Source organism: Nocardioides aestuarii (assembly GCF_039527245.1).
Taxonomy (GTDB): Bacteria; Actinomycetota; Actinomycetes; order Propionibacteriales; family Nocardioidaceae; genus Nocardioides; species Nocardioides aestuarii.
Genome location: NZ_BAAAJT010000002.1, coordinates 838,645 through 862,339 on the forward strand (window position 1 = coordinate 838,645; position 23,695 = coordinate 862,339).

Below are 23,695 nucleotides of genomic sequence, written 5' to 3' on the forward strand. Positions count from 1 at the left end.
CCACGGCGACACCTCACGGTCGGTTCCGTGAGGCGCTGGCAAGGCCCTCATGCGGCGGGAACGCGATCCCGCGACGCGGCTCTTCGGAGGCTCTAGACCCTCGGGTACTGCCTATCCCGATACGTTGCCGCTCACCTTGCGAGCGGCCCGGGGGCCCGTCGTTGTGACGAGCAGAACTCTACCTGAGAGATGCGTGCTCACTGTGGCGAAACACGTAGCTCTCCGTTGCTCGGGACGGCAGCCAGACACGTGCCCCTATAAGAGGGGCACACACTGTCTGGCACAGCGGCTGACGTGTCTGGCGGGTTGTCTGGAGACTCAGAAACGGCCACGACTGGACGTGTCTGCCGCAGCCGCTGAATGGGTGACTGGAAGGTGTCTGGCAGGGCTGACTGGTGGAGGAGATGAGCCAGCCCCGCCCGGCGTGTCGCGGTACTGCTCGCCGAACGGGTCCGAGACCACCCACGGCCGACCACGCGCCGACCCGCGTTTCACGGGCCTCAGGAGCCCCGGCCGGCAGCTCTCTCGTGGTGGTCAGGAGCGCCGTTTGAGGCTGCGTCAGGCGGCTCAACCTGTGCGCGAGAGGGAACGCGGTCCAGTACCTACCGAGGACACACGTCGCGCCCGGGTTAGGGTGCGCCCATGGCGGGCGACCCGAGTCTGTACGACGAAATTGAGCGAGCTATCGCGAGCGCGGCGGTTGGGCTGCCTAGCGAAGGCGACCGGGACGACCTAGACACATGGCCCCCCGACGAGCGCGAGTTGCTCGTCAGCCTGGCTCACGACAAGGACGTCCTCAACGAGCATCGGAAGGGGTCGGTCGGCGTGCGCGGCGGCACAGAGCCGCAGGTATGTCGCTCATGCGGCGAGAGCCGACCGTGCCCGCCAATCCGCGACCTGCGGGATCGCTACAACGCGGTGGGTCGAGCAGACGGCTAGGCGCCTGCCGTGCGCAGGTGCTCTTCGAAGGCGGCCGGAACACTGCCGTCCGCGTGCCAGACGGGATTGGCAGAGCGCCAGCCGCATTCGCAGTGAACCCACACCATCTCGTCGTCAGGGTCGCCGGCGAGGATTGTGCTCGCGATCTCGTGAGTGGTCATGCAGCAACCGTTTCACCTCGCACTGACACCCCTACGACCGGGGCGATACCTGAACCGTCGCCGGGTCGAAGCCGCGGGCGCCCCGCCCGGCGGGCAATACGACGACGTCCATGAGGGTGGAGACGACGGCGCGACGGCGGTCGAGGTCGAGGGCCTCCCACGCCTCCTCGATGCGGTCGGCGCCGACGAGGGGGCCGAGGACGTCACCGCGGCCTGCGTGGGTGAGACGCTCCTCGATCGTGGCGAGCTCGGTGCGGAGCCTGGCGACGGTGTCGCGGGCTTCGTGGGCTTGGAGGGTGCCGTCGGCGACGAGTTCGGAGACGTTGGCGAGCCGCTGTCGGGCGGTCATGGCTTCGGTGCGGAGCTGCTCGGTGTCGGGGCGGTCAGTGTCTTCGAGGAGGCGGGCTGCGTCGGGGCGTGAGAGCCGCGCGAGGGCGAGGGCGGTTACGTACTCGTCGATGGGCTGCTGTGCCCGTGAGAGGTGGGAGGAGGCCTTGCAGCGGTAGACGCGCACGCCGCGGGTGTTGCCCCCGGCGCCCATCGGGGTGCCGCACTTGCCGCAGGTGGCGAGGCCGGAGAGAAGGTAGGCGCGGCGGTTGGTGGTGGTGATCTTGCGGGCGGGGTTGTTGAGGAGGTCGTTGACGGCGCGCCACGTCTCCTCGGTGACGACGGCGGGCCACTCGCCGTGGCCGGTGATCTGTCGGTGGTCGCGGGGGCCGGGTGCCCATGTGAGGGCGGCGTAGCGGGGGTTCATGAGGAGGGAGCGGACGGCGTAGGGCTTCCACTCGTTGCCGCGGTTGGTGGTGAAGCCGGACTCGTTGAGGAGGCGTGCGACGCCGCGGACGGTGCCCCCGGCGAGCATGAGGTCGTAGGCCTTGCGGATCACGGCGGCTTCGTCGTCGACGACCTCGGTGCCGTCGGCGGTGTAGCCGAAGCCGCGCGGCCCGGTGGGTGGCTTCCCTGCGGCGGAGCGTTGCGCGGCGGCCGCCTTCTGGCGGGCTCCCTTGCGTTCGACTTCGCCGCGGGCGACGGAGGCGAGGATGCGGCCGAGGAGTCGGCCGGTGTCGGTGGAGAGGTCGAGGTCGCCGGTGACGGTGGCGATGGTGAGGCCGGTTTTCGCGGAGAGGTCGATGAGGTCTTCGAGGTCGGTGAGCTTCCGCGTGAGGCGGTCGACGTGCCAGGCGACGATGACGTCGACCCGACCGGCGCGGACGTCGGCGACCATGCGGGTGTAGGCGGGGCGGGGCTTGGTCGAGGAGGCCGAGACGGAGTTGTCGACGTACTCGGCGACGACCTCGTAGCCGCGGGCTTCGGCGAGCTTCAGGCAGGCGTCGCGCTGCCGGTCGACGGCTGCGCCCTCCCCCGTCTTGTCGAGGGACTGGCGCAGGTAGAGGGCAGCTTGCATGGAAGCATCTTATGTCCTTATGCAATCTTCTGTAGCTCGAAGACCTCCTCGACACTGACCACCCGCTCGCCCCCGGGGATCGCGGCCGCGAGACCGTTGAGGAAGGTGGTCTTGCCGGCCTGGGTCCCGCCGGCGACCAGCACGTTGAGACCTGCCCGGACGCTCGCGTCGAGGAAGCGCGCGGCCTGGGCGCTGAGGCTGCCGAGCTCGACCAGCCCGGAGAGGCTGGTCGCCCGGAGCACGAACTTGCGGATGTTGACGGCCGAGAACCCGCGGCTGATCCCCTCCAGCACGACGTGGAGCCGGTGTCCCTCCGGGAGCATCGCGTCGACGAACGGTCGCGAGATGTCGACGCGGCGACCGCTCGACTTGAGCATCCGCTCGACCAGCTCGGTGACCTGCGCAGGGGTGAGCATCAGGTTGGTCAGCTCGTGCCGCCCGCTCCGCGCCACGAAGACCCGGCTGGGGTCGTTGATCCAGATCTCCTCGACCGACGGGTCGTCGAGGAAGGGCTGCAGCGGCCCGAACCCCGACACCCGCGCGACCAGCTCGCCCACGACCGAGTCGACGTCGGGCACCGGCGCGACCAGCCCCGAGAGCGAGCGCTCGTCGTGGTCGCGGACCACGCCCTCGGCGATGCGGCGTACGACGACTGCGTCGCGCTGCGGGTCGACACCCTCGCGGCGCACGTGGTCGCGCACCTGCGCGTCGAGCGTCTCGACGAGCGCGGCGTGCGCGTCGGCGGCTGCCATGTGGACCCCCGTCCCGAGAGAGGAGCAGCGCTTCGAACCTAGACGCTGCCTACCCCGGTGCGCACCCGCCCAAACCCGCCCCTGTGGAGAACCTGACCCGGTGGGACACCTGGGGCGCACGGGGTGGATGGGACCCGATTTCTCGGGTAACGGGTGATCCGGCGCGCTTCCCACGCGTTGCAGCGCGTGGGAAGCGCAGCCGATCCACCGTCACCCGCATTCGTCCCCGCAGACCCGGGGTGGGGCCATGGGGCAGGCTGGGGGCATGGCCGACCTCCGCTTCCCGTTCCGCTTCGCCACGGCCTACCGGCTGCCGGGGCTCGCCTTCGGCATCACCCCGTGGACCGCCTGGGTCGACCTCGACGAGACCCACCTGCGCGTGCGCTACGGCCCCTGGTCGCTGCGTACGCCGCGCGAGAACGTCGACTCCGTGCAGCGGACCGGCGACTTCGCGTTCCTCAAGACCGCCGGGCCGCCTCATCTGTCCTTCACCGACCGTGGCGTCAGCTTCGCGACCAACGGCGAGGACGCCGCCTGCGTGACCTTCCACGACCCGGTGGTCGTGCTCGATCCCACGGGTCGGATCCGCCACCCCGGCGCGACGCTCACCGTCGAGGACGTCCCCGGCCTGATCGACGCGCTGTCCTGACCGGTCTCGGCCTCAGGCCAGGTCGGCCGGAGCGGCCACCAGAAGCGGGTCGCCGTCGTAGTTGCGCTCCTCGGCCGGGCGCAGGCCGAGCGCGGTGAACATCGACCGCGAGGCGGCGTTGTCGGGGTGGTGGGCCACGACGACCTCTCGGCAGTCCGGCTCCGCGGCGAGCATCCTGAGCACGGCGCGCGAGACGGCGGCGCCGACACCGCGGCGCTGGTGGCGGTGGTCGACCACGAGGTGGGTCAGCTCGTAGCGGCCGGGGACGAGCTCGGTGAGCTCCTCGTCGGCGTACGCCGGACCCCAGGCGACCATGCCCACCACGGCCTCCCCCTCGTGGACCAGCCGGAACTGGACGCGCGGACGGTCGAGGGAGACCTGGTGCCAGTACCAGCTCGAGTGGACCCAGCTCAGCGCATGGGCTCCCGGGTCGACCTCGTCGAGGAACTCGCGGTTGGCGAGGGTGACGGGTTCCAGCCGGAGGGTCACGGTCCCGCCCCCGCGGTCGTGAGGGTCACCAGCGGCGACATCAGGCCCATCACGGCCAGCGCCTGGTCGTGGGCCTCGGTCGTGCCGCCGGCGCACGCGTCGGTGACGACGGTGACCGCCCGGCCGGCATCGGCGGCTGCGAGGACGGTGGCGAGGACGCAGCACTCCGTCGCCACGCCGCAGACCACCAGCGGGGCGTCGCCGACGACCGCCTCGAGCGCCGGGCCCCACTTGCCGAAGGTCGGCTCGTCGACGACCGGGTCGCCGGGCGCAGGCGGGGTCGTGAGCTCCCACGCGGCGTCGTCCGGGCCGACCCGGAACTCCGGCCAGTCGTCGTAGTAGGCCGACCACGCGCCCGGCTCGACCGGGTCGCGCACGAACCGGGTGTGGACCACACGACCCGCGTGGCGCTCCCGGAGGCCGCGCACGACGGGCTCCACCGCGGCGTACGCCGGGGCGGCCCACCGGCTGCCGGGGTCGCCGAAGGCGACCTGCATGTCGACGACGACGAGCCACGGATCGGTCACCCGCCCAGACTAGTGAGCGACGTCGTACCCAATAGAGGCGAGCGGGGGTGCGAATGGCCGAGCCGCGGCCCGGCCGTGCCTACGTTGGCAGGCGGTCGACGAGCCACGGGGGCGCGTCGCGCACCACCGAGGAATCATCCATGACCACACGCCGCCGCCTCGCCGGCCTCGCCGCCCCGCTCCTCCTCCTGCCGCTGCTGGCGACGGCACCCGCCGACGCCGTCAGCGCCGACCTCGACGACCACGTCGTCTCCGCCTTCCCGAAGCTGGGGACCCCGCACGTGATGGACGGGTCGGTCCAGGCCATGACCCAGATCGGGTCGAAGATCTACGTCGCCGGCACCTTCACCAAGGTCAGCCCGTCCGCGACCTTCGCCGACACCAGCGACGACCTGACCCGCAACGGGATGTTCGCGTTCGACGCCACGACCGGCGTCATCGACCCGACGTTCAACCCGAACTTCGGCAACGGCACCCCCAACTCCCTCGACACCGACGGCACCTACCTCTACGTCGCCGGGTCCTTCGGCTCCGTGGGGGGCGTGACCGGCATCAAGCGGGTCGCCAAGCTCGACGTCAACGGCGTGCCGGTCAAGGAGTTCAAGGCCACGCCCAACAAGGTGGTCAACGAGGTCGTCTACCGCAACGGCCGGCTCTACATCGGCGGCGCCCACACGTCGGTGAAGTCGCGCTCGGTGACCTACACCCAGGGCATCCTCACGGCGCTCGACCCCGTCCGGGGCACGCCGCTGACGACGATCAACCAGACCTTCGCGGGCGTCTACAACCCCAGCGCCGCCAAGCCCGGCGCGACCAACGTCAAGCGCTTCGACGTCAGCCCGGACGGCAGCCGGCTCGTCGCGATCGGCAACTTCGCGACGGTCAACGGCCAGGCCCGCAACCAGGTCGTCGTGCTCGACACCAGCGGCGCCACCGCCACGCTCGCCCCGTGGGCGACCAACCGGTTCGACCGCAGCCACAGCGTCTGCGCGGGCGTCTTCGACACCTTCACCCGCGACCTCGACATCTCCCCCGACGGCAGCTTCTTCGTCATCTCGACCACCGGCGCCTTCGCCGGCGGCGCCAACGCCAACACGATGTGCGACACCACCTCCCGCTGGGAGATGAGCAGCACGAGCAACGACCCGTCGTGGATCGACTACACCGGCGGCGACACGACGTACGGCGTGGCCGTGACGGGTGACGTCGTCTACGTCGGCGGTCACATGCGGTGGGAGAACAACCCCTACCAGGGCGACCAGGCCGGCCCCGGTGCCGTGTCGCGCGAGGGCGTCGCTGCGCTCGACGCCGTCAACGGTCTGCCGTTGAGCTGGAACCCCGGTCGCGACCGCGGCGTGGGCGCCCAGGCGCTCTTCGCCACGAGCGCCGGGCTCTGGGTCGGCAGCGACACCACGCTGTTCGCCAACCAGCGCCGCGGCCGGATCGCCTTCATGCCGCTCGCCGGCGGCACCACGCTCCCCAGCCACAGCCAGGCCTCCCTGCCGGGCGACCTCGTCGGGGCGCAGAGCGGCTCGGCCCCCGCGAACGTCGTCTACCGGATCAACGCCGGCAGCACGAGCTCGGTGACCGCGCCCGACGGCGGACCCGCCTTCGGCAGCCAGACCGGCCGCGTGACCAACGGCGCCAACTCGACCTACTCGACGTCGGTCACCTACGACAGCACCATGCCCGACGGCACCCCGTCCGGCATCTTCGCCAGCGAGCGCTACGGCAACCAGGACTGGAACTTCCCGGTGACCGCCGGGCGCAGCCTCACCGTGCGGCTCTACTTCGCCAACCAGTACGCCAGCACGTCCGCGCCGGGCCAGCGGGTCTTCGACGTGCTGCTCGAGGGGGCGACCGTGCTCGACGACTTCGACGTCGCCGCCGCGGCCGGCAACCGGGTCGCCACGATGCGCCAGTTCTCGCTCACCAGCGACGGCAACGTCGACCTCGACCTGCGCAACGTCACCGAGAACGCGATGATCAGCGGGATCGAGATCCTCGACAACAACCAGCCCGGCGCCACCACCGGGGGCCTGGTGGAGCGGCCGCTCGACGGCTCCGGCGCCCCGAACGGGGCGGCCTCGACCCTGGACGCCACCGAGAACTGGGCGTCGGTGCGCGGCGCCTTCCTGCTCGGCGACCAGATGTACTACGGCCGCACCGACAACGCGCTCTACAAGCGGTCGTTCGACCCCGCCACCGGTGCGCTCGGAGCGCCGGCCCCGGTCGACCTCCACGACGACCCGGACAACGGTGCCCGGATCCCCTTCGCCATCTCGACGATGACCGGCATGTTCTACGACCCGGCGCTGCACCGGATCTACTACACGGTCTCGGGCGACAGCCGCCTCTTCTACCGCTACTTCACCCCGGAGAGCGACGTCGTGGGTGCGCTGACCTTCGTCGCCGACGCCGGCGGGGTCAACTTCTCCAGCACCGCGGGCCTCGCGCTCGCCGACGGGAAGGTGCTCTACGGCTCCAGCAGCGACGGTGCCTTGCGGTCGGTCGCCTTCTCCGGCGGCCGGATCACCGGGTCGCCGACGGTGCTGAGCTCGGACGGGAGCTGGAAGTTCCGCGGGATGTTCGTCGCGAACTGACCGACACCGCTAGCGGCGTGGCATCCAGACGGTCACGCCGCCGGCGGTGAGGTCGCCGGTGACCCGTCCGCCCTGCTGCTCGGCGAGCTCGCGGGCCCCGGTCAGCCCGGGGTGCGGCGGTGCCGAGGCGACGCCGGCCGGCACCTCGACCCGGACGTGGCTCGGGCTGCCCTCGAACAACAGCCGGACCGCGCCCTCGCCGCCGACGACCTCGTCGAGGACGAGCTCGAGCACCTGCTCGACGGGGCCGGGCGTGAAGGTGAGGTGGAGATCGCCCTCCACCCCGGCCGTGACCGTACGCCGCTGCGGGCCGAGCCGGTCGGCCCACGACTGGATGACGTGGATGGCGAGCTCGCTCAGGGCGACCTGGCCGCCCTCGACGAGGGCCCCCTGGCGCGTGATCGCGACCAGCCGTCCCGCTGCGGCGTCGACGTCGCGCACCCGCTGGAGGCCGCGCCGGGCGGTCGCGCGGGCGTCGTCGGGGACGTCGCCGCGCATCGCGAGGTCCTCCAGCTCGAGCTGGAGGGCCGTGAGCGGCGTCCGCAGCTCGTGGGAGGCGTACTCGGCGAACTCGCGCTCCCGGGCGAGCCGGGTCGCGAGCTGGGACACGCCGGCCCGCAGCGCCTGCGCGATCGCACGGGCCTCGGGGATCCGGGTTTCGGGGACGGCCACGTCGACCCGGCCGCGCCCCATCGCGCCGGCCGCGACCGCCAGGGACCGGAAGGGCGCGGCGAGGCGGGAGGCCAGCCACCAGCCGGCGAGACCGGCCAGCAGGGTCAGCAGCACGCCCAGCATCAGCAGCGAGGTGACCTGGCGCGCCGACGTCGCGGACAGCTGACGGGCCGACGTCGAGAGCTCGACCTGGCCCTCGCCGGCCTCGACCGTCGCCGAGATGACCCCCTCGTCGGTGTCGTAGGCGCGGCCCTGGACGACGACGCTCCCGTCGGGCCCGTCGTACTGGAGCCTCGACTCGAGCCCGATCAGCTCGATGAGGAGCTCCCGGTCGACCGGTTGGCCCGACTCCACCCGGTCGGCGATGACGGCGGCGACCAGCTCGGCGGCCTGGCGCTGCTCGGCCTGCTCCCGGTCGAGGAGGAAGTCCTGGAGGGTCCAGGCGCGGACGGAGACGACGATCGCGACCAGGACGATCGCAAGGAGGACGAAGGCAGCGGCGATCCGCTCACGCATCGGGAGGGCCCTCGAGGCGGAACCCCACCCCGCGAACCGCGACGATCCTCTCGGCCACCTCGGAGCCCTCGAGCTTGGCACGCAGCCGCCCGATGGTGACGTCCAAGGTCTTCGTGGAGCCGTACCAGTTCTCGTCCCACACGTCGGCCATCAGCCGGTCGCGCGACACCACCTTGCCGCGCTGGGCGACGAGGATGTCGAGCACGTCGTACTCCTTGCCGGTGAGCATGACCTCGGCGTCGCCGTAGAAGACCCGGCGCGCGGCCTGGTCGATCTGCAGCTGGTCGGGTCGGCGCTCCGGCTGGGAGGCCACGGCCGGCTGGCCGGTACGCCGCAGCAGGGCCCGGACCCGGGCCTGGAGCTCGGCGAGGCCGAACGGCTTCGACAGGTAGTCGTCGGCGCCGTAGTCGAGGCCGACCACCCGGTCGAGCTCGCCGGCCCGTGCGGTGACGATCAGGATCGCGCCGGCATAACCCTGCGCGCGAGCCTTCTGGCAGACCTCGAGCCCGTCCATGCCGGGCAGACCGAGGTCGAGGATCATGACGTCGGTCTCGTGGCCGTCGATGAAGTCGAGGGCGACCTCGCCGCTGTCCACCCGGATCACCTCGTAGCCCTCACGCTCGAGGGTGCGAACCAGGGGGAAGGCGATGTCTTCCTCGTCCTCCACGACCAGAACACGCGTCATGAGGAGGAGCATACGGGCGGGAGACCCCCGTCACGCTCGTGTTCGGTGAGGTCATGTCGGCGAGGCAGGTCACCACGTCACCCCACGGGAGGCGTCGGCTGCCTCGCCGGCACGCCCTGGACGGCGGCCGCGGCGACCGCCGGGACCCCGTCGTCGTCGCCGCGCCCGGCCCGGCGCAGGCCGACGAGCAGCACGGCGAGCCCGATCGCGACCCCTGCGGGCGCCCACGGCGGCAGCGACATGGAGTGGAGGGCCAGCAGCGGCCAGCCGAGCGCCGGCACCGTCAGGGCGACCCGCTCCGTGCCCGTCTCGGGCACCACCCAGGGGTCACCGCCCGTCGCGTCACCGGTCGTGCGCACGCCCTCGTCGTCGATGGCGACCACCCGGCGTACGACGAGGTCGGCCGCACCGGGCGGGGTCAGCGTGACGACGTCGCCGACGGCCAGCTCGCCCCGCGGGACCTGCTCGTCGAGGACGAGCGAACCGCGGGACAGGGTCCCGTCCATCGCGCCGTCCCCCACGACGTGGATGCCGTAGCCCAGGGCCGCCGGCACCAGGAGCGCCACCGACGCGAGGCAGACCGCGGCCAGCACGGCCTTGAGGGCACGCACCCCGCCACGGCGTCGCGGCCTCGCGGTGATCTCCACACCCCGAACCTAGGTGGGGGCCGACCACGCTGCGGACTCCTGCGTGCCTCGCTGCGGCCACGGTCGGTGACCAGTTGGGTAACCCCCTCACCCGGTCGGGTGGGTCTGTCAGCCCAGGCCGGACAGCAGGTCGCCGTGCTCGGCGACCCGCTCCAGCACCTGCTCGAACCGCAGCTGCTCCAGCGCCACCGGGTCGTCGGCGCCGTCCTCGACCTCGTCCCACGTGAGCGGTGCGGCGACGTAGGGCTTCTCCTTGCCCCGCAGGGAGTAGGGCGACAGCGTCGTCTTGGAACCGGCGTTCTGCGACCAGTCGAGGAACACCTTTCCCGAGCGCTTCGACTTCGTCATCGTCGCCGTCACCTGGGAGGGGTGCTCCTTCTGGAGCTCCTCGGCAACCTCCTTCGCCAGCCCGGTCGTGCCCTCGGGGTTCAGTCGGCCCGGCAGTGCGGCGTAGAGGTGGAGGCCCTTGCTGCCGCTGGTGACCGCGAACGCCTCGAGGTCGCGCACCTCGAGCCGCTCCCTCACCAGCAGGGCGACCTGGGCACACTCGTGGAGGCCCGCGCCGTCGCCGGGGTCGAGGTCGATGACGAGCCTGTCGGGATTGCGCGGCCGGCCGTTGCGGCCGACCGTCCACTGGTGGACGTGGAGCTCGAGGGCCGCGAGGTTGGCGAGCCAGGTCAGCGTCGCGAGGTCGTCGCAGACCGGGAAGTCGAGGTGGTCCGCCCTGGCTCCTGAGTGCCGCGACTCCCCGCGCGAGCCGGTCGTCGGCACGTGCGCCGTACGGACCCAGGACGGCGTCCCGTTCGGCGCGTTCTTCTCGAAGAAGCTCGAGCCGGCCGTGCCGTGGGGCCAGCGCACGCGGGTCACCGCACGGTCGCGGAGGTGCGGCAGCAGGACGGGTGAGACCTGGGCGTAGTAGTTGATGACCTCGCCCTTGGTCGTCCCGGTCTGCGGGTAGAGCACCTTGTCGAGGTTGCTCAGCGTCAGCGTGCGGCCCTCGACGTCGACCCGGACCTCGCTCCCCTCCGACGGCGCCACGTCAGCGACCGATCGCGATCACGGGCTTCCGGTCCTGGTCGAGCCGCCGCATCAGCCGCTTGAGGAACCAGCGCGGCGCGCTGACGCAGCCCGCCGTCGCGCCGGACCCGTTGACGTGGAGGAAGATCGCGCCGCCCCGCTGCTTCACCTGGTTGCTGTTGAAGCTGGTCGTGACCGCCCACTCGTACTGCACGGGATAGTCCTGGAGCCGCTCCGAGCCGTTCGGGTCGCTCGCCGGCAGCCGCCAGCGGAACCCGCCCTGCTGCTTGTTGCGGTAGCGGTTGTAGTGGTCGCTCTGGTTGTCGAGCACCCAGTAGTCGCCCGTGCGGACCTTGCGGTAGGAGGGGTCCCACGCGTCCTTCTGGTGGTGCATGCCGAACGCCCACGGCATCCGGAAGGTGCCGAGCGGGGTCCTGCCCGAGCCCTGCACCCGGCGCTTGGCCCGCACGAGGCCGCCGTAGCCGATCCGGCCGTCACCGGCGGCGAAGCGCTTCTCCCAGCGCTGGCCGGAGCGCGACCAGAAGGTGACCCGTGCGTGGTGGCCCTTCGTGTGGTTGACGGTGACGACCTGCTCGGTGCCGGGCCGGACGCGCACGGTCACCCCGTCGAGCGTGACGGTGTCGGCGGCGGACGTCGCGAGCGCGGGGCTCGGGACCAGCAGCAGGGTCGCGAGGAGCAGCAGGCTGAGGAGCGGCTTCACAGGTCCTCCGGCGTGAGGTCGGAACGGACGCCCTGGAACGACGGCTGGCGCAGGCGATCGTAGCCGGGGCCGTGGGTGTCGACGTCGACCACGACGACCGGCTCGACCCAGGTCGTGCCGCTCGCGTCGACCCGCGGCACCTCGTCCGAGAAGGGGCTGTCGGTGCGGGTGAGCGGGGCCAGCATCTCCTGGAGCCGTCGCGCGGTCGCGCCCGTGATCCCGCTCCCGACACGACCGCGGTAGGCGAGCCCGTCGGGCGTCACCTCCCCGACCAGGACGGCGGCCAGCCGGTCGTCGGTGCCGACCTGCGGCCGCCACCCGCCGACCACGAACGTCCCGCGGTGGCGGTGGGCCCGCTTGAGCCAGTCGCGGCTGCGGGTGTCGAAGCGGTAGCGCGAGGTCACCCGCTTGCTGACCACACCCTCGAGCCCCTGCTGGAGGGTCGCGTCCCACAGCATCGCGCCGTCGTCGTAGGACGCGGGCACCTGCCAGCCGGTCATCCCCAGCCCTGCGAGGAGCTCCCGGCGCTCGGCGAGCGGTCGGCCCGTGAGGTCGTCACCGTCGAGCCGGAGCAGGTCGAAGACCATCAGCGTCGCCGGGATCGAGTCGGCGAGCCGGGCCGCGTCGGCCGCGCGGCGTACGTGCATCCGGTGCTGGAGGGTGCGGAAGTCGGGGACGCCGCGCTCGTTGAGCGCGATCACCTCGCCGTCGACGAGGACGTCCCGGTCGCCGAGCGGCGGCTCGCTCAGGTCGGGCCACGCAGGCGTCACCACGTTGCCGTTGCGGCTGGTCATCCGCGCCGCTCCGGCGCCGGCACGCACGTCGACGAGGACCCGCACCCCGTCCCACTTGACCTCGTGGACCCAGTCCGGCCCGGTCGGGAGGTGGTCGGTCGCGGTGGCGAGCATCGGACGCAGCGCGCTCATGTCAGCCCCTTCCCGCCGGCCGGCCCGTCAGTCGCGTGCGGGCAGCACGCACAGCTCGTTGCCGGAGCCGTCACGGTAGACCTGCCAGGGCAACGGGCCCCAGTCGTGCTCGTGGTCACGGCCGCCGAGGCCGAGGATCCGGGCACGCACCTCGCGCGGGTCGTCCCCGGACTGCAGCCGGATGTCGAGGTGGATCCGGTTCTTGGCCCCGACGTCCTTGCGCGCCGGCTCGGGGCACAGCTCGAGGAGCGGGCCGAGGCCGGAGGGGTGGCGCAGCGAGCGGGGCGCACCTCCGGCTGGGCCGTCGACGTCGGTCCAGCCCGACAGCAGGCCCCAGAGCCGGGCGTCGCGGTCGGGGTCGGAGGAGTCGAGCGGGAGCGCGGCGACCGGGCCGCTCGCGGCGTAGGCCGCACGCTCCTCCATGACGCAGAAGGGGGTGCCCTCGGGGTCGGCCATCACGACCCACGGCACGTCGCCCTGCCCGATGTCGAGGTGGCGTGCGCCGAGGCCGAGCAGCCGCTCGACCGTGGCCTCCTGGTCGCCGCCCGGTGACAGGTCGAGGTGGAGCCGCAGCGGCTCGGCGGGCGGCACCGGCACCTGCTGCACGCAGACGTCGAGGACCGGGCCGCCGTCGACCTTCACCCGGGTCTCGTAGCTGTCAGGGTCGCGGGTCAGGTTGCTGCCGCCGAGCGCCTGCTCCCAGAACCTGCCCACGAGCCCCGGGTCGACCGCATCCATCACGACGTTCTCGAGGTACACGTGTTCACCGTATCGACCGGACGCTGTCGGCGGCAGGTGCGACGCTCCTGCCATGACGATCCACCCGAACGCCGAGCTGGTCCGCCGCTACTGGTCGACCGCCGAGGCCCGCGACTGGGAGGGGTTCGCCGCGCTGCTCCACCCCGACGTCGTCTACGAGGCCCACCAGACCCGCGAGCGGGTGACCGGCCGCGACCCCTACGTCCGCTTCAACGCCGAGTTCCCCGGCGACTGGCACGTGACCGTCGTGCGGGTCCTGGCCGACGACTCCGGCGGGTTCGCCTGGACCTCCTTCGCCGTCGACGGCGAGGAGATGACCGGCCTCCACGTCCTGACCGTCGTCGACGGCCTGGTGACGAAGGTCGACGACTTCTGGCCCGAGCCCTACGACCCACCGCCCGGGCGCGACCACCTCGTCGAGCGCTGGTGAGTCGAGCGCCGGCGCCCTGTCCGGTCCGGGGGTGACGGGCCGCCCCCGCCGTGGTGTCCTCGGGCCATGGACCGATCCCAGCTCCGAGCCCTGCAGGCCCCGCTGCGCGAGCGCTACGCCGCCGACCCGGCGTCGGCGGACACCGCCCTCCAGGCGCGGGGCGACCTGCGCGACCCCGGCATCACGGCGACCGTCGACGGTTGGGCCGGCCCGGTGCGCGCCGGCCTCCACCCCGCGACCGGTGGCGACGGCTCGGACGCCTGCTCCGGCGACATGCTCCTCGAGGCGCTGCTCGCCTGCGCCGGCGTGACGCTGCGCAGCGTGGCGACCGCGATGGGGCTCGACCTGCGCTCGGCGTCGCTCACCGCGAAGAGCAGCTTCGACGCCCGCGGCACCCTCGGTCTCGACCGCTCGGTGCCGGTCGGCATCGGCCCGGTGACCGTGACGGCGGTGGTCGACTGCGGAGACGGCGACCTCGACGACGCGGTCCTCGAGCGGCTCGCCACGACGACCGAGCGCTACTGCGTCGTGGGCCAGAGCCTGGCCACCGCACCGACGGTCGTCGTGCGCCGTCGCTAGCGGCGGCGTGGGGGTGGTCACGGCTACCCTCGGTCCATGCGTGCGATCTGGAAGGGCTCGGTCAGCTTCGGGCTGGTCAACGTCCCGGTGAAGCTCTACTCCGCGACGGAGTCCCACGACGTGTCCTTCCGGCAGGTCCACGCCAAGGACGGCGGCCGCATCAAGTACCAGCGCACCTGCTCGATCGACGGCGAGGAGGTGGCCTACGCCGACATCGCCAAGGGCTACGAGACCGAGGACGGCGAGATGGTCATCCTCACCGACGACGACATGGCCGACCTGCCGGTGACCTCCTCCCGCGAGATCGCGGTCGAGAAGTTCGTGCCCTCCGACCAGATCGACCCGATGCTGTTGGAGAAGTCCTACTACCTCGAGCCCGAGAAGACCGGCGCCAAGCCCTACGCACTGCTGCGCCAGGCCCTCCTCGACGCCGACCGGATGGCCGTCGTGACCGTCGCGCTACGCCAGCGCACGACGATCGCGGTGCTCCGGGTCAAGCCCGGCGAAGGCGGAGGCGTGATCGTTCTCCAGACCATGATGTGGCCCGACGAGATCCGCACCCCCGACTTCAACGTCGAGTCGGGCGAGGTGAAGGACTCCGAGGTCAAGATGGCCAACATGCTGGTCGAGACCCTGGCCGGCGACTTCGACGTCTCCGACTTCGAGGACGACTACGCCGAGGCCGTGCAGGCCCTGGTGAAGGCCAAGATCGAGGGCGGCGAGATCAAGCGCACCCCGACCTCGACCAAGTCCTCGGGCGAGGTCGTCGACCTGCTCGCCGCGCTCCAGAAGTCGGTCGAGGCCGCCAAGTCGGCCCGCGGCGAGTCGTCCTCCGACGACGAGAAGGCCGAGGAGAAGCCGAAGAAGAAGGCTGCGAAGAAGACCACCAAGAAGGCGGCCAAGAAGAAGGCGTCCTAGCGGGGCCGCGCCAGCGGACCCGCTGATGGTGGTCGAGCGAGACGCGCGACCGAGGGACGAGGTCGCGACCGTCGTGTCGAGACCCGGCGTCAGACCATCGCGGCCAGCCGGTCGCGCCACTCCGCGATCGCGGCGCGCAGCTCGTCGGGGGCCTCCAGCAGCTCGACGGGTGCCTCGAGGTAGACGATCCCGAAGACGGCCCACCGCAGGTCCTGCGCCTCGAAGGTGACCACCACCCGGTCGCCCGCGACCTCGTCGACCCGGCCCCAGACGCCGATGCGGCGGCGTACGTGCTCCTCCGGGGCGGTGACCGCGACGGTGAAGCGCAGGCCGCGGTCGCGCCCCGAGATCCCCTCGCGGACGTAGGCCGCGGCGTCCCCGCCCGGCACCTCGCGGGGACGGAAGACCGCCTTGGTGCCGACCGGCCCGCGCAGCCGGTCGAGCCGGAAGGACCGCCAGTCGTGACGGTCGAGGTCGTAGCCGAGGAGGTACCACCGTCGGCCGACGGTCACCAGCTGGTGGGGCTCGACGTGGCGGCGGAGGTCCTCCCCCGGCTTGCTGCCTCCCCGCGCCGTGTAGCCGAACCGCAGCCGCTCGGAGTCGCGGATCGCCTGGGCCACCGTGGCCAGCACCCCGGCCTCGACCTCCGGCGCCCGGGAGAACGGGGAGTCCACGGTGGCCGACCGCAGCGACTCGGCGCGACGCCGCAGCCGGGCCGGGAGCACCTGCACCACCTTCGTGAGCGCCGAGAGCGACGCCTCCGACAGCGTGCCGCCGTAGGTGCTGGCGGCGGTGCCGAGGGCGACCACCATCGCGATCGCCTCGTCCTCGTCGACGACCAGCGGCGGCATCGAGCCGCCCGGGGCGAGCTGGTAGCCGCCCTCGAGGCCTCGGCTCGAGTGGACGGGGTAGCCGAGGTCGCGCAGCCGCTCGATGTCGCGACGGAGCGTCCGGTCGGAGACCTCGAGCCGCTCGGCGAGCTCGCCGCCCGGCCAGAACCGGTGGGTCTGGAGCAGCGAGAGCAGCCGCAGGGTGCGGGAGGACGTGTTGGCCATGACCTCAGACTGTCGCACATAGCGGTCAAGAAGTGGCCGGAACACCTCCTAGCGTCGGAGACATGGCACTCACACTCGACACCTCTCGGACACCGACGGACACGCTCACGGGCCGGGCACGGACGGCGGCGCTCATCAGCCTGCTGCTCGCCTCGACCATGGAGCTGATGGACGCGACCATCGTCAACGTCGCGCTCCCCACGATCGAGGCCGAGCTCGGCGCGACCGGCGTGCAGCTGCAGTGGATGGTGGCGGCCTACCCGCTCGCCTTCGCCGTGGCGCTCGTGACCGGCTCACGGCTCGGCGACGCCTTCGGACGCAAGCGACTCTTCGTCGCCGGCCTCGTCGGCTTCACGCTGATGTCGGCCGCCTGCGGGCTCGCCCCCACGGCCGCGTCGCTCGTGACCTTCCGCGCCCTCCAGGGCCTCGGCGCGGCCGCGATGATCCCGCAGGTGATGTCGAGCATCCAGGTGCTCTACGCGCCCCACGAGCGGGCGAAGGCGATGGGCGCGTTCAGCGGGCTCGCCGGGCTCGCCACGGTCCTCGGCCCGGTGCTCGGCGCCGTCCTCACCGAGGCCGACATCGCCGGCAGCAGCTGGCGCCCGGTCTTCCTCGTCAACGTCCCGCTCGGCCTGCTCGCGCTGGTCGCAGCCCTGCGACTGATCCCCGAGTCGTACGGCGCGCGCCGGCCCGACCTGCGGGTCGGCAGCACGCTGACCCTGGGCCTCGGGCTGCTGGCGGTGCTCTACCCGCTGACCATGGGTCGCGAGGAGGGCTGGCCGCTGTGGGTCTTCGCCCTGATGGCGCTCGGTGCCGGCGTGCTGGTCCGGTTCGCGGTGCGCCAGCACCGGGCCGAGGTCGCCGGTGGCGAGCCGCTGCTCACCCTGTCGCTCTACCGCAACCGTGCGTTCGCGGGTGGCAGCACGGTCCTGCTCGTGCTGTTCGTCTCGATGGCGGCGTACTTCCTCGCGCAGACGGTCTACGTCCAGGCGGGCCTGGGCTGGTCGGTCCTCAAGGCCGGCCTGGTGAGCGTCCCGTTCGCGCTGACCACGGCGGTGTTCGCCGGGGTCGGCGTCACGGTGATCGCACCGCGCATCGGTCGCCGGGTGATGTCGCTCGGCGCCGGCGTGCTCGCGGTCGGCGCCCTGCTCCAGGCGCTGGTCGTGCACGGCGCGACCGCCGACACGTCGTACTGGTGGTTCGTGCCGACCCTCGTCGTCCTCGGTGCGGGCTTCGGCCTGATGGTCGCCCCGATCGGGATGTTCACGATCTCCGAGGTGCCCGTCGAGCGCGCCGGCTCGGCGTCCGGACTGTTCAACACCACGACCCAGCTCGCCAACGCCGTCGGCATCGCCCTGCTCGGCACGGTGTTCTTCGAGGTCGCCTCACGACAGGCCACGCGGGTGCCGGCCGAGGTCTTCGGCCCGGCCTTCCAGGTCGTGCTCCTCGTCGTCGCCGCCCTCATGGTCGTCGCCGCCCTCGCGAGCCGCGCCCTCCCCGAGGCCGCTCCCGCCGAGCCGGTCGAGGTGCACTGACCCGACGGCTAACTGGTGATCCGGTGCGCTTCCCACGGGCTGTAACCCGTGGGAAGCGCACCGGATCTGACGTTAGCCAAACGACAACTCCCGCAGCCGGGCGCCGACCTCGGCGGCGACGGCCACGGCGAGGTCGCGGGCGGGCTCGCCGTCGACCTCGGGGACGACGTGGTGGACGACGCCGTCGGCGAGGAGGTCGGCGGCGCGGACCCGCTGCCGGGTCGCCATCTCGGCGGCGTGGTCGGTGTCGCCGTGGACGATGACGCTCGCGCCCTCGGGCGGCAACGGCGAGAGCCAGGCGTGCTCGGTCGCGACCACCGTCCGGGCCGGCAGCAGCGCGAGCGCTCCGCCGCCGCAGCCCTCGCCGAGGATGACCGAGACCGTCGGGACCGTCATCGTCGTCAGCGTCGCGATGCACCGCGCGATCTCGCCCGCGATCGCCCGTTCCTCGGCCTGCGGCGACAGCTCGGCCCCGGGGGTGTCGATGACGCAGACCAGCGGCAGGCCGAGCTCCTCGGCCAGCCGCATGCCGCGGCGCGCCTCCCGCAGTGCACCGGGGCCCATCGCGTGGCCCGGCGCCTGCCGGGAGCGGTCCTGGCCGACGACCACGCACGGCTGGTCGTCGAGCCGGGTCAGCGCCACCATCACCGTCGAGTCACGCTCGCCCTCGTCGGTGCCGCGCAGCTGGACGGTCCCGGTCGCGCCGTGGGCCAGCAGGTCGCGGACGCCGGCACGCTCGTGGAGCCGGGTGCGCTCGACGCTCTCCCAGGCGGAGCGCGTTCCGACCTCGCCGTCCGTACGACGCGGCAGGGCGCCCGGGCCGGGTGGGTCGACCAGCACGGAGAGGGCGAGGTCGACCATCGCGGGCAGGTCCTCGGCCGCGACGACGCCGTCGATGACACCGGTCGCCGCGAGGTGCTCGGCGACCTGGACCCCCGGCCGGAACGGCCGGCCGTGGAGGCCCTCGTAGACCTTCGGTCCCAGGAAGCCCACCAGGGCCCCGGGCTCGGCCACGGTCACGTGGCCGAGCGACCCCCACGAGGCGTAGACGCCGCCGGTCGTGGGGTGGCGCAGGTGGACGAGGTAGGGCAGCCCGGCGGCCCGGTGGTCCATCAGTGCCCGCGAGATCTCCACCATCCGCACGAACGCCGGGGTGCCCTCCTGCATCCGGGTCCCGCCGGACGCGGTCGAGGCCAGCACCGGCAGGCCCTCGGCGGTCGCACGGCGTACGGCGCTGGCGATCCGGTCGGCGGCGACCCGGCCGATCGAGCCGGCGAGGAACCGGAACTCGTTGACCACGACCGCGACCGGCCGGCCCCGGACCTCGCCACGACCGGTCAGCACCGACTCGTCGGTCCCGGCCTTGGCGGCGGCCGCCTCGAGGGCCGTGCGATAGCCCTCGTCGAGACCCGTCAGGTCGACGGCCTCGTCCCAGGAGTCGAAGGTGCCCTCGTCGAGGACCAGGTCGAGCAGCTCGTGGGCCGTCCAGCGGCGGGTCACGCCCGGCCGTCCTCGGAGCCCGCCAGCCACTGCCGGATCGCGGGTCCGTGCTCGTCGAGCAGCGGCGGGGCCCCGTGGTCGCGCCGGGTCACCTCACCGTCGTCGCCGAAGAAGCGCAGCGGCGGACCGGGCAGCGTCAGCGGACCCAGCGTGGCGTGGTCGACGCCGACCTTCAGGCCCTGGCTCGCGACCTGGTCCCAGTCGTAGACCTCGTCGAGCGTGCGGACCTTGCCGGCGGGGATCCCGAGCTCGGACAACCGCGTCAGGAGCGGCTCGGCGTCCTCGTCGGCGAAGGCCGCCTCGACGACCTCGATCACCCGCTGCCGATCGGCGACCCGCTCCTGGTTCGTGGCGAGGCCGGCGGCGTCGGGGTCGAGCCCGAAGCCCGCGCAGAACTTCCGCCACAGTCCCTCGCTGCCCAGGGCGATCTGCACCGCCCCGTCGCGGCAGTGGAACAGTCCGTAGGGCGCGATCGAGGGATGGTGGTTGCCCTGCGCCCGGCCGACCTCGCCCGCGACGGTCCACCGGGTCCCCTGGAAGGCGTGGACCCCGACCACCGCGGCCAGCAGCGACGTGCGCACGACCTGGCCCCGACCGGTGCGGTGCCGCTCGTTGAGCGCGGCGAGCACGCCGTAGGCGCCGTACATCCCCGAGAGCAGGTCGGCGATGGGGACGCCGACGCGCTGCGGGTCGTCGGGTCCCGAGCCGGTGAGCGACATCAGTCCGGCCTCGCCCTGGGCGATCTGGTCGTAGCCGGCCCGGCCGCCCTCGGGGCCGTCGTGGCCGAAGCCGGTGATCGAGAGGACGACCAGCCGCGGGTTGCGGCGGCGCAGGTCATCGAGGCCGAGGCCGAGCCGCTCGAGGACCCCGGTGCGGAAGTTCTCGACCAGCACGTCCGCGCGGTCGACCAGGTCCAGGAGGACCTGCTTGTCGCCCTCGCTCTTGAGGTCGAGCGCGATCGACTCCTTGTTGCGGTTGGTGCAGAGGAAGTAGGTCGACTGGCGCCGCCCGGCCTCATCGGGCTCGCCGACGAACGGCGGACCCCAACCCCGGGTGTCGTCGCCGGTGCCGGGCGCCTCGACCTTCACGACCCGGGCACCGAGGTCGCCCAGCATCTGCGTCGCGTGGGGCCCGGCGAGGGCGCGGGAGAGGTCGACGACGAGGACGTCCTCGAGCGGTCCGGTCACCGTCACCACCCCGGGAGGACCAGCGCGGCCCAGACGAGGAGCGGTCCGACGAGCGTCACGATGACGCCGTAGGTGAGGATCTGCTTGTAGTAGACCGGCTCACTGACCGAGTCCGGCCGGTTGGCGAGCATCAGGGCGCCGTTGGTCGAGAACGGGCTGACGTCGACGATCGTCGAGCTGACCGCGAGCGCGGCGACGAAGAGGCCGACCGAGAGGCCGCCCTCCGACATCAGCGGCACCGCGATCGGGATGATCACCGGCAGCAGGGCCGTGGACGACGCGAACGCCGAGACGACGCCGCCGACGTAGCAGAGGATCAGCGCGCCGACGGCGGCCGCGCCGAGCCCGGCGGCCCACGTGCCGACGTACTCCGGCGACTCCGCGGTGGTCAGGATGGCGGCGTAGGTCGAGACGCCCGCGACGAGCAGGACGGTCGGCCAGGCGATCTGCTTGACCGTGTCCTTGTAGGCGTTCGGCGACAGGATCGAGAGCAGCACCGCGGCGGTGATCGCGGCGAAGCCGATGTTCTTGTCGAAGGCCAGCGCGACGGTCGCCACGGCGACGAAGGCGAGCAGGGTGAGGACGTGCTCACGGGTGTTGCCGAGGTGCTCCGTGTCCGGGGTGCCCGTGGTCGGGGTGGCACCCGTGCCGGACTGGGCCGTCGAGCGGTCCCGGCGCGTCGTGCCACCGGCGGCCCGGGCGGCGCCGGGACCGTCGCCCACCGCGACGAGCTCGCCGTCGCCGTCGAGGCGCAGCGTCATCAGCTTGCGTCCGCCGAGGACGACGAACAGGATCAGCGCCATCACCGTGTTGACCGCGAGGCTCGAGAAGAACAGCGTCAGCGGGGAGTCGCCGAGACCGGCGTCCTCCATGACGGAGTTGGTGATCGTGCCGTAGATCGAGATCGGCGAGAAGCCGCCTGCCTGGGCGCCGTGGACCACGAACATGCCCATCATCAGCGGGCTGATGCCGTAGCGGCCGGCGAAGCCGAGCGCGATCGGGCCGATGATCGCGCAGGCGGCCGGGCTGGCGGCGCCGATCGCGGTGATCACCGCGGTGACGGCGAACATCACCCACGGGATCAGCCAGACGCGACCGCGCGCGAGCTCGACGGCCCTGCGGACGATGAGGTCGACCGTGCCGTTCTGGCGTGCGATCGCGAAGAGATAGGTGACGCCGATCAGGGTCAGCACCAGGTCGGCACTGATGCCGCCCAGGATCTCCTTCTCGTCAAGGCCGAGGGAGTACATCCCGACCAGCCACGCGGCGACGTAGGCCAGCGCTCCCATGTTGATCGGCAGCAGCGTGCCGATCACGAACAAGACGACCAGGGCGAGGATCGCCACCAGTTCCGGACCCATCGAGGACCTCCCGAGAGTGTGGGTGCGCCAATCGGGGTGACCGGCGTCACGGGTGGATCAGTGGCCTAGCCAATAGGACAATGAGCCGGTCGTCAATAGGGTGGGCCCATGAGTGAGCCGTCGTTCCCGCCGCGGCTGCTCCGGACCCGCCTCTACGAACAGGTCGCCGGGCAGATCTCCGCGTGGATCACCGACAACGGTCTGCAGCCGGGCGACCGGCTGCCACCGGAACGCGAGCTCGCCCAGCGGCTCGGCGTCAGCCGGGCCACCCTCAGCCAGGCGCTCGTGGCGCTCGAGGTGGTCGGGGTCGTGGCCGTGCGGCACGGCGACGGCACGGTCGTCACCGGCCACCGCCACGCCGGCCGCATCGTCGAGGCGATCCGCGACCACGCCGACCGGCTCCCCGAGGTCATCGAGACCCGCGACGCGCTCGAGACCAAGATCGCGGCGCTCGCCGCGCGGCGGCGTACGGACGACGACCTGGCGCGCATCGACGACGCGCTGCGCACCATGGCGGCCGACATCGAGGCGGGTGGGCGCGGCGTCGAGGGTGACGAGCGCTTCCACGGCGCGGTCACCGCCGCCGCCCACTCGCTGCTGCTCGCCCGGCTCATGGACGAGATCGGCGACCTGATCAAGGAGACCCGGCTGGAGTCGCTCGGCCAGCCCGGCCGGCCCCAGGACTCGCTCGCCGGCCACCGCGCGATCGCCGAGGCGATCCGGGCCGGCGACCCGGACGCCGCAGCGGCGGCGATGCACTCCCACGTCGAGATGGTCAGCGACGTCGCGTTGCTGCGCGAGGAGCAGTGAGCGCCCTCGAGGCGCTGGTCGTGCTAGCGGCGGGACTCGGAGCGGGGATCCTCTCCTCCACCGTCGGCGTCGCCTCCCTGCTCAGCTTCCCGACCCTGGTCGCGCTCGGCCTGCCCCCGGTCACCGCCAACGTCTCCAACACCCTCGGCCTGATCCCGGGCGGCCTGGGCGGGGTCGTCGGATATCGCGAGGAGGTGCGCGAGGCCGGACCGATCGCCAAGGTCATCGTCGTGGTCTGCGCCGTCGGGGCGATCCTCGGTGCCGCGCTCCTGCTCGGCCTGCCGCCCGGCGTCTTCGAGGCGATCGTCCCCTACCTCATCCTCTTCACCTGCCTCCTGGTCGGCGTCCAGCCGCGCATCGCCCGGTGGCTGCGCGTCCGCCACGAGCGGCGGCACGGCGAGGCGTTGTCCGAGCGGCGCCACATGTCACCCGCGACCACGGTGTTCGCCACCGTCACCGGGGTCTACGGCGGCTACTTCGGCGCCGGGGCGGGCGTGATGATGGTGGCGGTGCTCGGCATCGGCACCGACCTCGAGCTGCGGATCGTCAACGGGCTCAAGACGCTCTCGCTGATGGTCGGCAACATCGTGGCCGGGCTGATCTTCGTCGTGGTCGCCGACCCGCGCTGGGACGTCGCCGCGCTGCTCGCGGCCGGCTCGCTCGTCGGCGGCTACGTCGGCGCGCGCATCGGCCGCAGGCTCCCCGACGCCGTCTTCCGCTGGGCGGTCGTCGCCGCCGGCATCGTCGCCGCCCTCCTGCTCCTCTGACGCCGAGTCGTGGGGTTGTGACACGCGAGTCGCGCGCCTGCGACACGGCGTACGCCGCATGTCCGCGACTCGGCGGTCACAACCC

The 23,695-nt window shown here is 72.5% G+C and carries 24 protein-coding genes; 8 read left to right on the forward strand and 16 right to left on the reverse strand.

From position 1 onward, the window contains the following. Positions 1-935 precede the first annotated feature (935 nt). Genes ABD091_RS04295 through ABD091_RS04305 form a run of 3 tightly spaced genes read right to left on the reverse strand, consistent with a single transcriptional unit; the run spans position 936 to position 3,257 of the window. On the reverse strand, positions 936-1,100 hold the full coding sequence (locus ABD091_RS04295; protein ID WP_343915909.1) for a hypothetical protein: 165 nt from the start codon (positions 1,098-1,100) through the stop codon (positions 936-938). A 31-nt stretch (positions 1,101-1,131) separates the two neighbouring features. Continuing rightward, the gene (locus ABD091_RS04300) at positions 1,132-2,505 is read right to left on the reverse strand and encodes a recombinase family protein (RefSeq protein WP_343915910.1); all 1,374 of its coding nucleotides are present in this window, start codon (positions 2,503-2,505) and stop codon (positions 1,132-1,134) included. A 17-nt stretch (positions 2,506-2,522) separates the two neighbouring features. Next, a complete protein-coding gene (locus ABD091_RS04305) occupies positions 2,523-3,257 on the reverse strand; it encodes an ATPase, T2SS/T4P/T4SS family (protein ID WP_343915911.1) in 735 nt (244 codons plus the stop codon). Positions 3,258-3,522: 265 nt separating this feature from the next. Here ABD091_RS04305 and ABD091_RS04310 point away from each other — a divergent pair, with 265 nt between their 5' ends. Further along, positions 3,523-3,906 (forward strand): hypothetical protein, encoded by a 384-nt coding sequence (locus tag ABD091_RS04310; RefSeq protein WP_343915912.1) that lies wholly within the window; start codon positions 3,523-3,525, stop codon positions 3,904-3,906. 12 nt (positions 3,907-3,918) lie between these two features. Here the strand turns inward: ABD091_RS04310 and ABD091_RS04315 are convergent, their stop codons facing one another. Then, positions 3,919-4,395 carry a GNAT family N-acetyltransferase gene (locus ABD091_RS04315; protein WP_343915913.1) on the reverse strand — a complete coding sequence of 159 codons (477 nt, stop codon included), beginning with the start codon at positions 4,393-4,395 and terminating at the stop codon, positions 3,919-3,921. Further along, a complete protein-coding gene (locus ABD091_RS04320; protein WP_343915914.1) occupies positions 4,392-4,922 on the reverse strand; it encodes a cysteine hydrolase family protein in 531 nt (176 codons plus the stop codon). Before ABD091_RS04320 ends, ABD091_RS04315 begins: the two co-directional genes overlap by 4 nt. Positions 4,923-5,062: 140 nt before the next feature. Between ABD091_RS04320 and ABD091_RS04325 the strand changes: the two genes are divergently transcribed. Continuing rightward, positions 5,063-7,525, forward strand: a complete 2,463-nt coding sequence (locus tag ABD091_RS04325) for a malectin domain-containing carbohydrate-binding protein (RefSeq protein ID WP_343915915.1) — start codon at positions 5,063-5,065, stop codon at positions 7,523-7,525. Positions 7,526-7,534: 9 nt separating this feature from the next. Here ABD091_RS04325 and ABD091_RS04330 read toward each other — a convergent pair whose 3' ends face one another. The 7 genes from ABD091_RS04330 to ABD091_RS04360 all read right to left on the reverse strand — a co-directional run bounded on the left by ABD091_RS04330 (position 7,535) and on the right by ABD091_RS04360 (position 13,468). After that, positions 7,535-8,713, reverse strand: coding sequence for a histidine kinase dimerization/phospho-acceptor domain-containing protein (locus ABD091_RS04330; RefSeq protein ID WP_343915916.1), 1,179 nt, complete (start codon positions 8,711-8,713; stop codon positions 7,535-7,537). Next, complete coding sequence (locus ABD091_RS04335) at positions 8,706-9,398, reverse strand: response regulator transcription factor (RefSeq protein ID WP_343915917.1); 693 nt, start codon at positions 9,396-9,398, stop codon at positions 8,706-8,708. Before ABD091_RS04335 ends, ABD091_RS04330 begins: the two co-directional genes overlap by 8 nt. 77 nt (positions 9,399-9,475) lie before the next feature. After that, complete coding sequence (locus ABD091_RS04340; protein WP_343915918.1) at positions 9,476-10,045, reverse strand: S24/S26 family peptidase; 570 nt, start codon at positions 10,043-10,045, stop codon at positions 9,476-9,478. A 108-nt stretch (positions 10,046-10,153) separates the two neighbouring features. After that, a complete protein-coding gene (gene ligD, locus ABD091_RS04345) occupies positions 10,154-11,083 on the reverse strand; it encodes a non-homologous end-joining DNA ligase (protein ID WP_343915919.1) in 930 nt (309 codons plus the stop codon). Position 11,084: 1 nt separating this feature from the next. Further along, positions 11,085-11,783, reverse strand: a complete 699-nt coding sequence (locus tag ABD091_RS04350; RefSeq protein WP_343915920.1) for a L,D-transpeptidase family protein — start codon at positions 11,781-11,783, stop codon at positions 11,085-11,087. Beyond that, positions 11,780-12,709 (reverse strand): non-homologous end-joining DNA ligase, encoded by a 930-nt coding sequence (gene ligD, locus ABD091_RS04355; RefSeq protein ID WP_343915921.1) that lies wholly within the window; start codon positions 12,707-12,709, stop codon positions 11,780-11,782. Before ligD (ABD091_RS04355) ends, ABD091_RS04350 begins: the two co-directional genes overlap by 4 nt. Positions 12,710-12,736: 27 nt before the next feature. After that, complete coding sequence (locus tag ABD091_RS04360; protein ID WP_343915922.1) at positions 12,737-13,468, reverse strand: VOC family protein; 732 nt, start codon at positions 13,466-13,468, stop codon at positions 12,737-12,739. Between the two features lie 52 nt (positions 13,469-13,520). On the opposite strand from ABD091_RS04360, the gene ABD091_RS04365 reads away from it, so the two are divergent. From ABD091_RS04365 to ku, 3 genes are all read left to right on the forward strand, one after another. Further along, positions 13,521-13,898, forward strand: a complete 378-nt coding sequence (locus tag ABD091_RS04365; RefSeq protein WP_343915923.1) for a nuclear transport factor 2 family protein — start codon at positions 13,521-13,523, stop codon at positions 13,896-13,898. A 66-nt stretch (positions 13,899-13,964) separates the two neighbouring features. After that, positions 13,965-14,477 (forward strand): OsmC family protein, encoded by a 513-nt coding sequence (locus ABD091_RS04370; protein ID WP_343915924.1) that lies wholly within the window; start codon positions 13,965-13,967, stop codon positions 14,475-14,477. A 36-nt stretch (positions 14,478-14,513) separates the two neighbouring features. After that, positions 14,514-15,395, forward strand: a complete 882-nt coding sequence (gene ku, locus ABD091_RS04375; protein ID WP_343915925.1) for a non-homologous end joining protein Ku — start codon at positions 14,514-14,516, stop codon at positions 15,393-15,395. Positions 15,396-15,484: 89 nt separating this feature from the next. Here ku and ABD091_RS04380 read toward each other — a convergent pair whose 3' ends face one another. Further along, positions 15,485-16,450, reverse strand: a complete 966-nt coding sequence (locus ABD091_RS04380) for a helix-turn-helix transcriptional regulator (RefSeq protein WP_343915926.1) — start codon at positions 16,448-16,450, stop codon at positions 15,485-15,487. Positions 16,451-16,512: 62 nt separating this feature from the next. On the opposite strand from ABD091_RS04380, the gene ABD091_RS04385 reads away from it, so the two are divergent. Then, positions 16,513-17,985 carry an MFS transporter gene (locus tag ABD091_RS04385; RefSeq protein ID WP_343915927.1) on the forward strand — a complete coding sequence of 491 codons (1,473 nt, stop codon included), beginning with the start codon at positions 16,513-16,515 and terminating at the stop codon, positions 17,983-17,985. A gap of 72 nt (positions 17,986-18,057) precedes the next feature. On the opposite strand, the gene ABD091_RS04390 is transcribed toward ABD091_RS04385, so the two are convergent. Genes ABD091_RS04390 through ABD091_RS04400 form a run of 3 tightly spaced genes read right to left on the reverse strand, consistent with a single transcriptional unit; the run spans position 18,058 to position 22,033 of the window. Further along, positions 18,058-19,485 (reverse strand): carboxyl transferase domain-containing protein, encoded by a 1,428-nt coding sequence (locus ABD091_RS04390; RefSeq protein ID WP_343915928.1) that lies wholly within the window; start codon positions 19,483-19,485, stop codon positions 18,058-18,060. Beyond that, the gene (locus ABD091_RS04395; protein ID WP_343915929.1) at positions 19,482-20,672 is read right to left on the reverse strand and encodes a CaiB/BaiF CoA transferase family protein; all 1,191 of its coding nucleotides are present in this window, start codon (positions 20,670-20,672) and stop codon (positions 19,482-19,484) included. Before ABD091_RS04395 ends, ABD091_RS04390 begins: the two co-directional genes overlap by 4 nt. Positions 20,673-20,674: 2 nt before the next feature. Beyond that, entirely contained in the window at positions 20,675-22,033 is a 1,359-nt protein-coding gene (locus ABD091_RS04400) for an SLC13 family permease (protein ID WP_343915930.1), read from the reverse strand. Positions 22,034-22,141: 108 nt separating this feature from the next. Between ABD091_RS04400 and ABD091_RS04405 the strand changes: the two genes are divergently transcribed. Both ABD091_RS04405 and ABD091_RS04410 read left to right on the forward strand, forming a co-directional pair. Beyond that, the gene (locus tag ABD091_RS04405; protein ID WP_343915931.1) at positions 22,142-22,843 is read left to right on the forward strand and encodes a FadR/GntR family transcriptional regulator; all 702 of its coding nucleotides are present in this window, start codon (positions 22,142-22,144) and stop codon (positions 22,841-22,843) included. After that, complete coding sequence (locus ABD091_RS04410; RefSeq protein ID WP_343915932.1) at positions 22,840-23,610, forward strand: sulfite exporter TauE/SafE family protein; 771 nt, start codon at positions 22,840-22,842, stop codon at positions 23,608-23,610. Before ABD091_RS04405 ends, ABD091_RS04410 begins: the two co-directional genes overlap by 4 nt. Positions 23,611-23,695 lie beyond the last annotated feature (85 nt).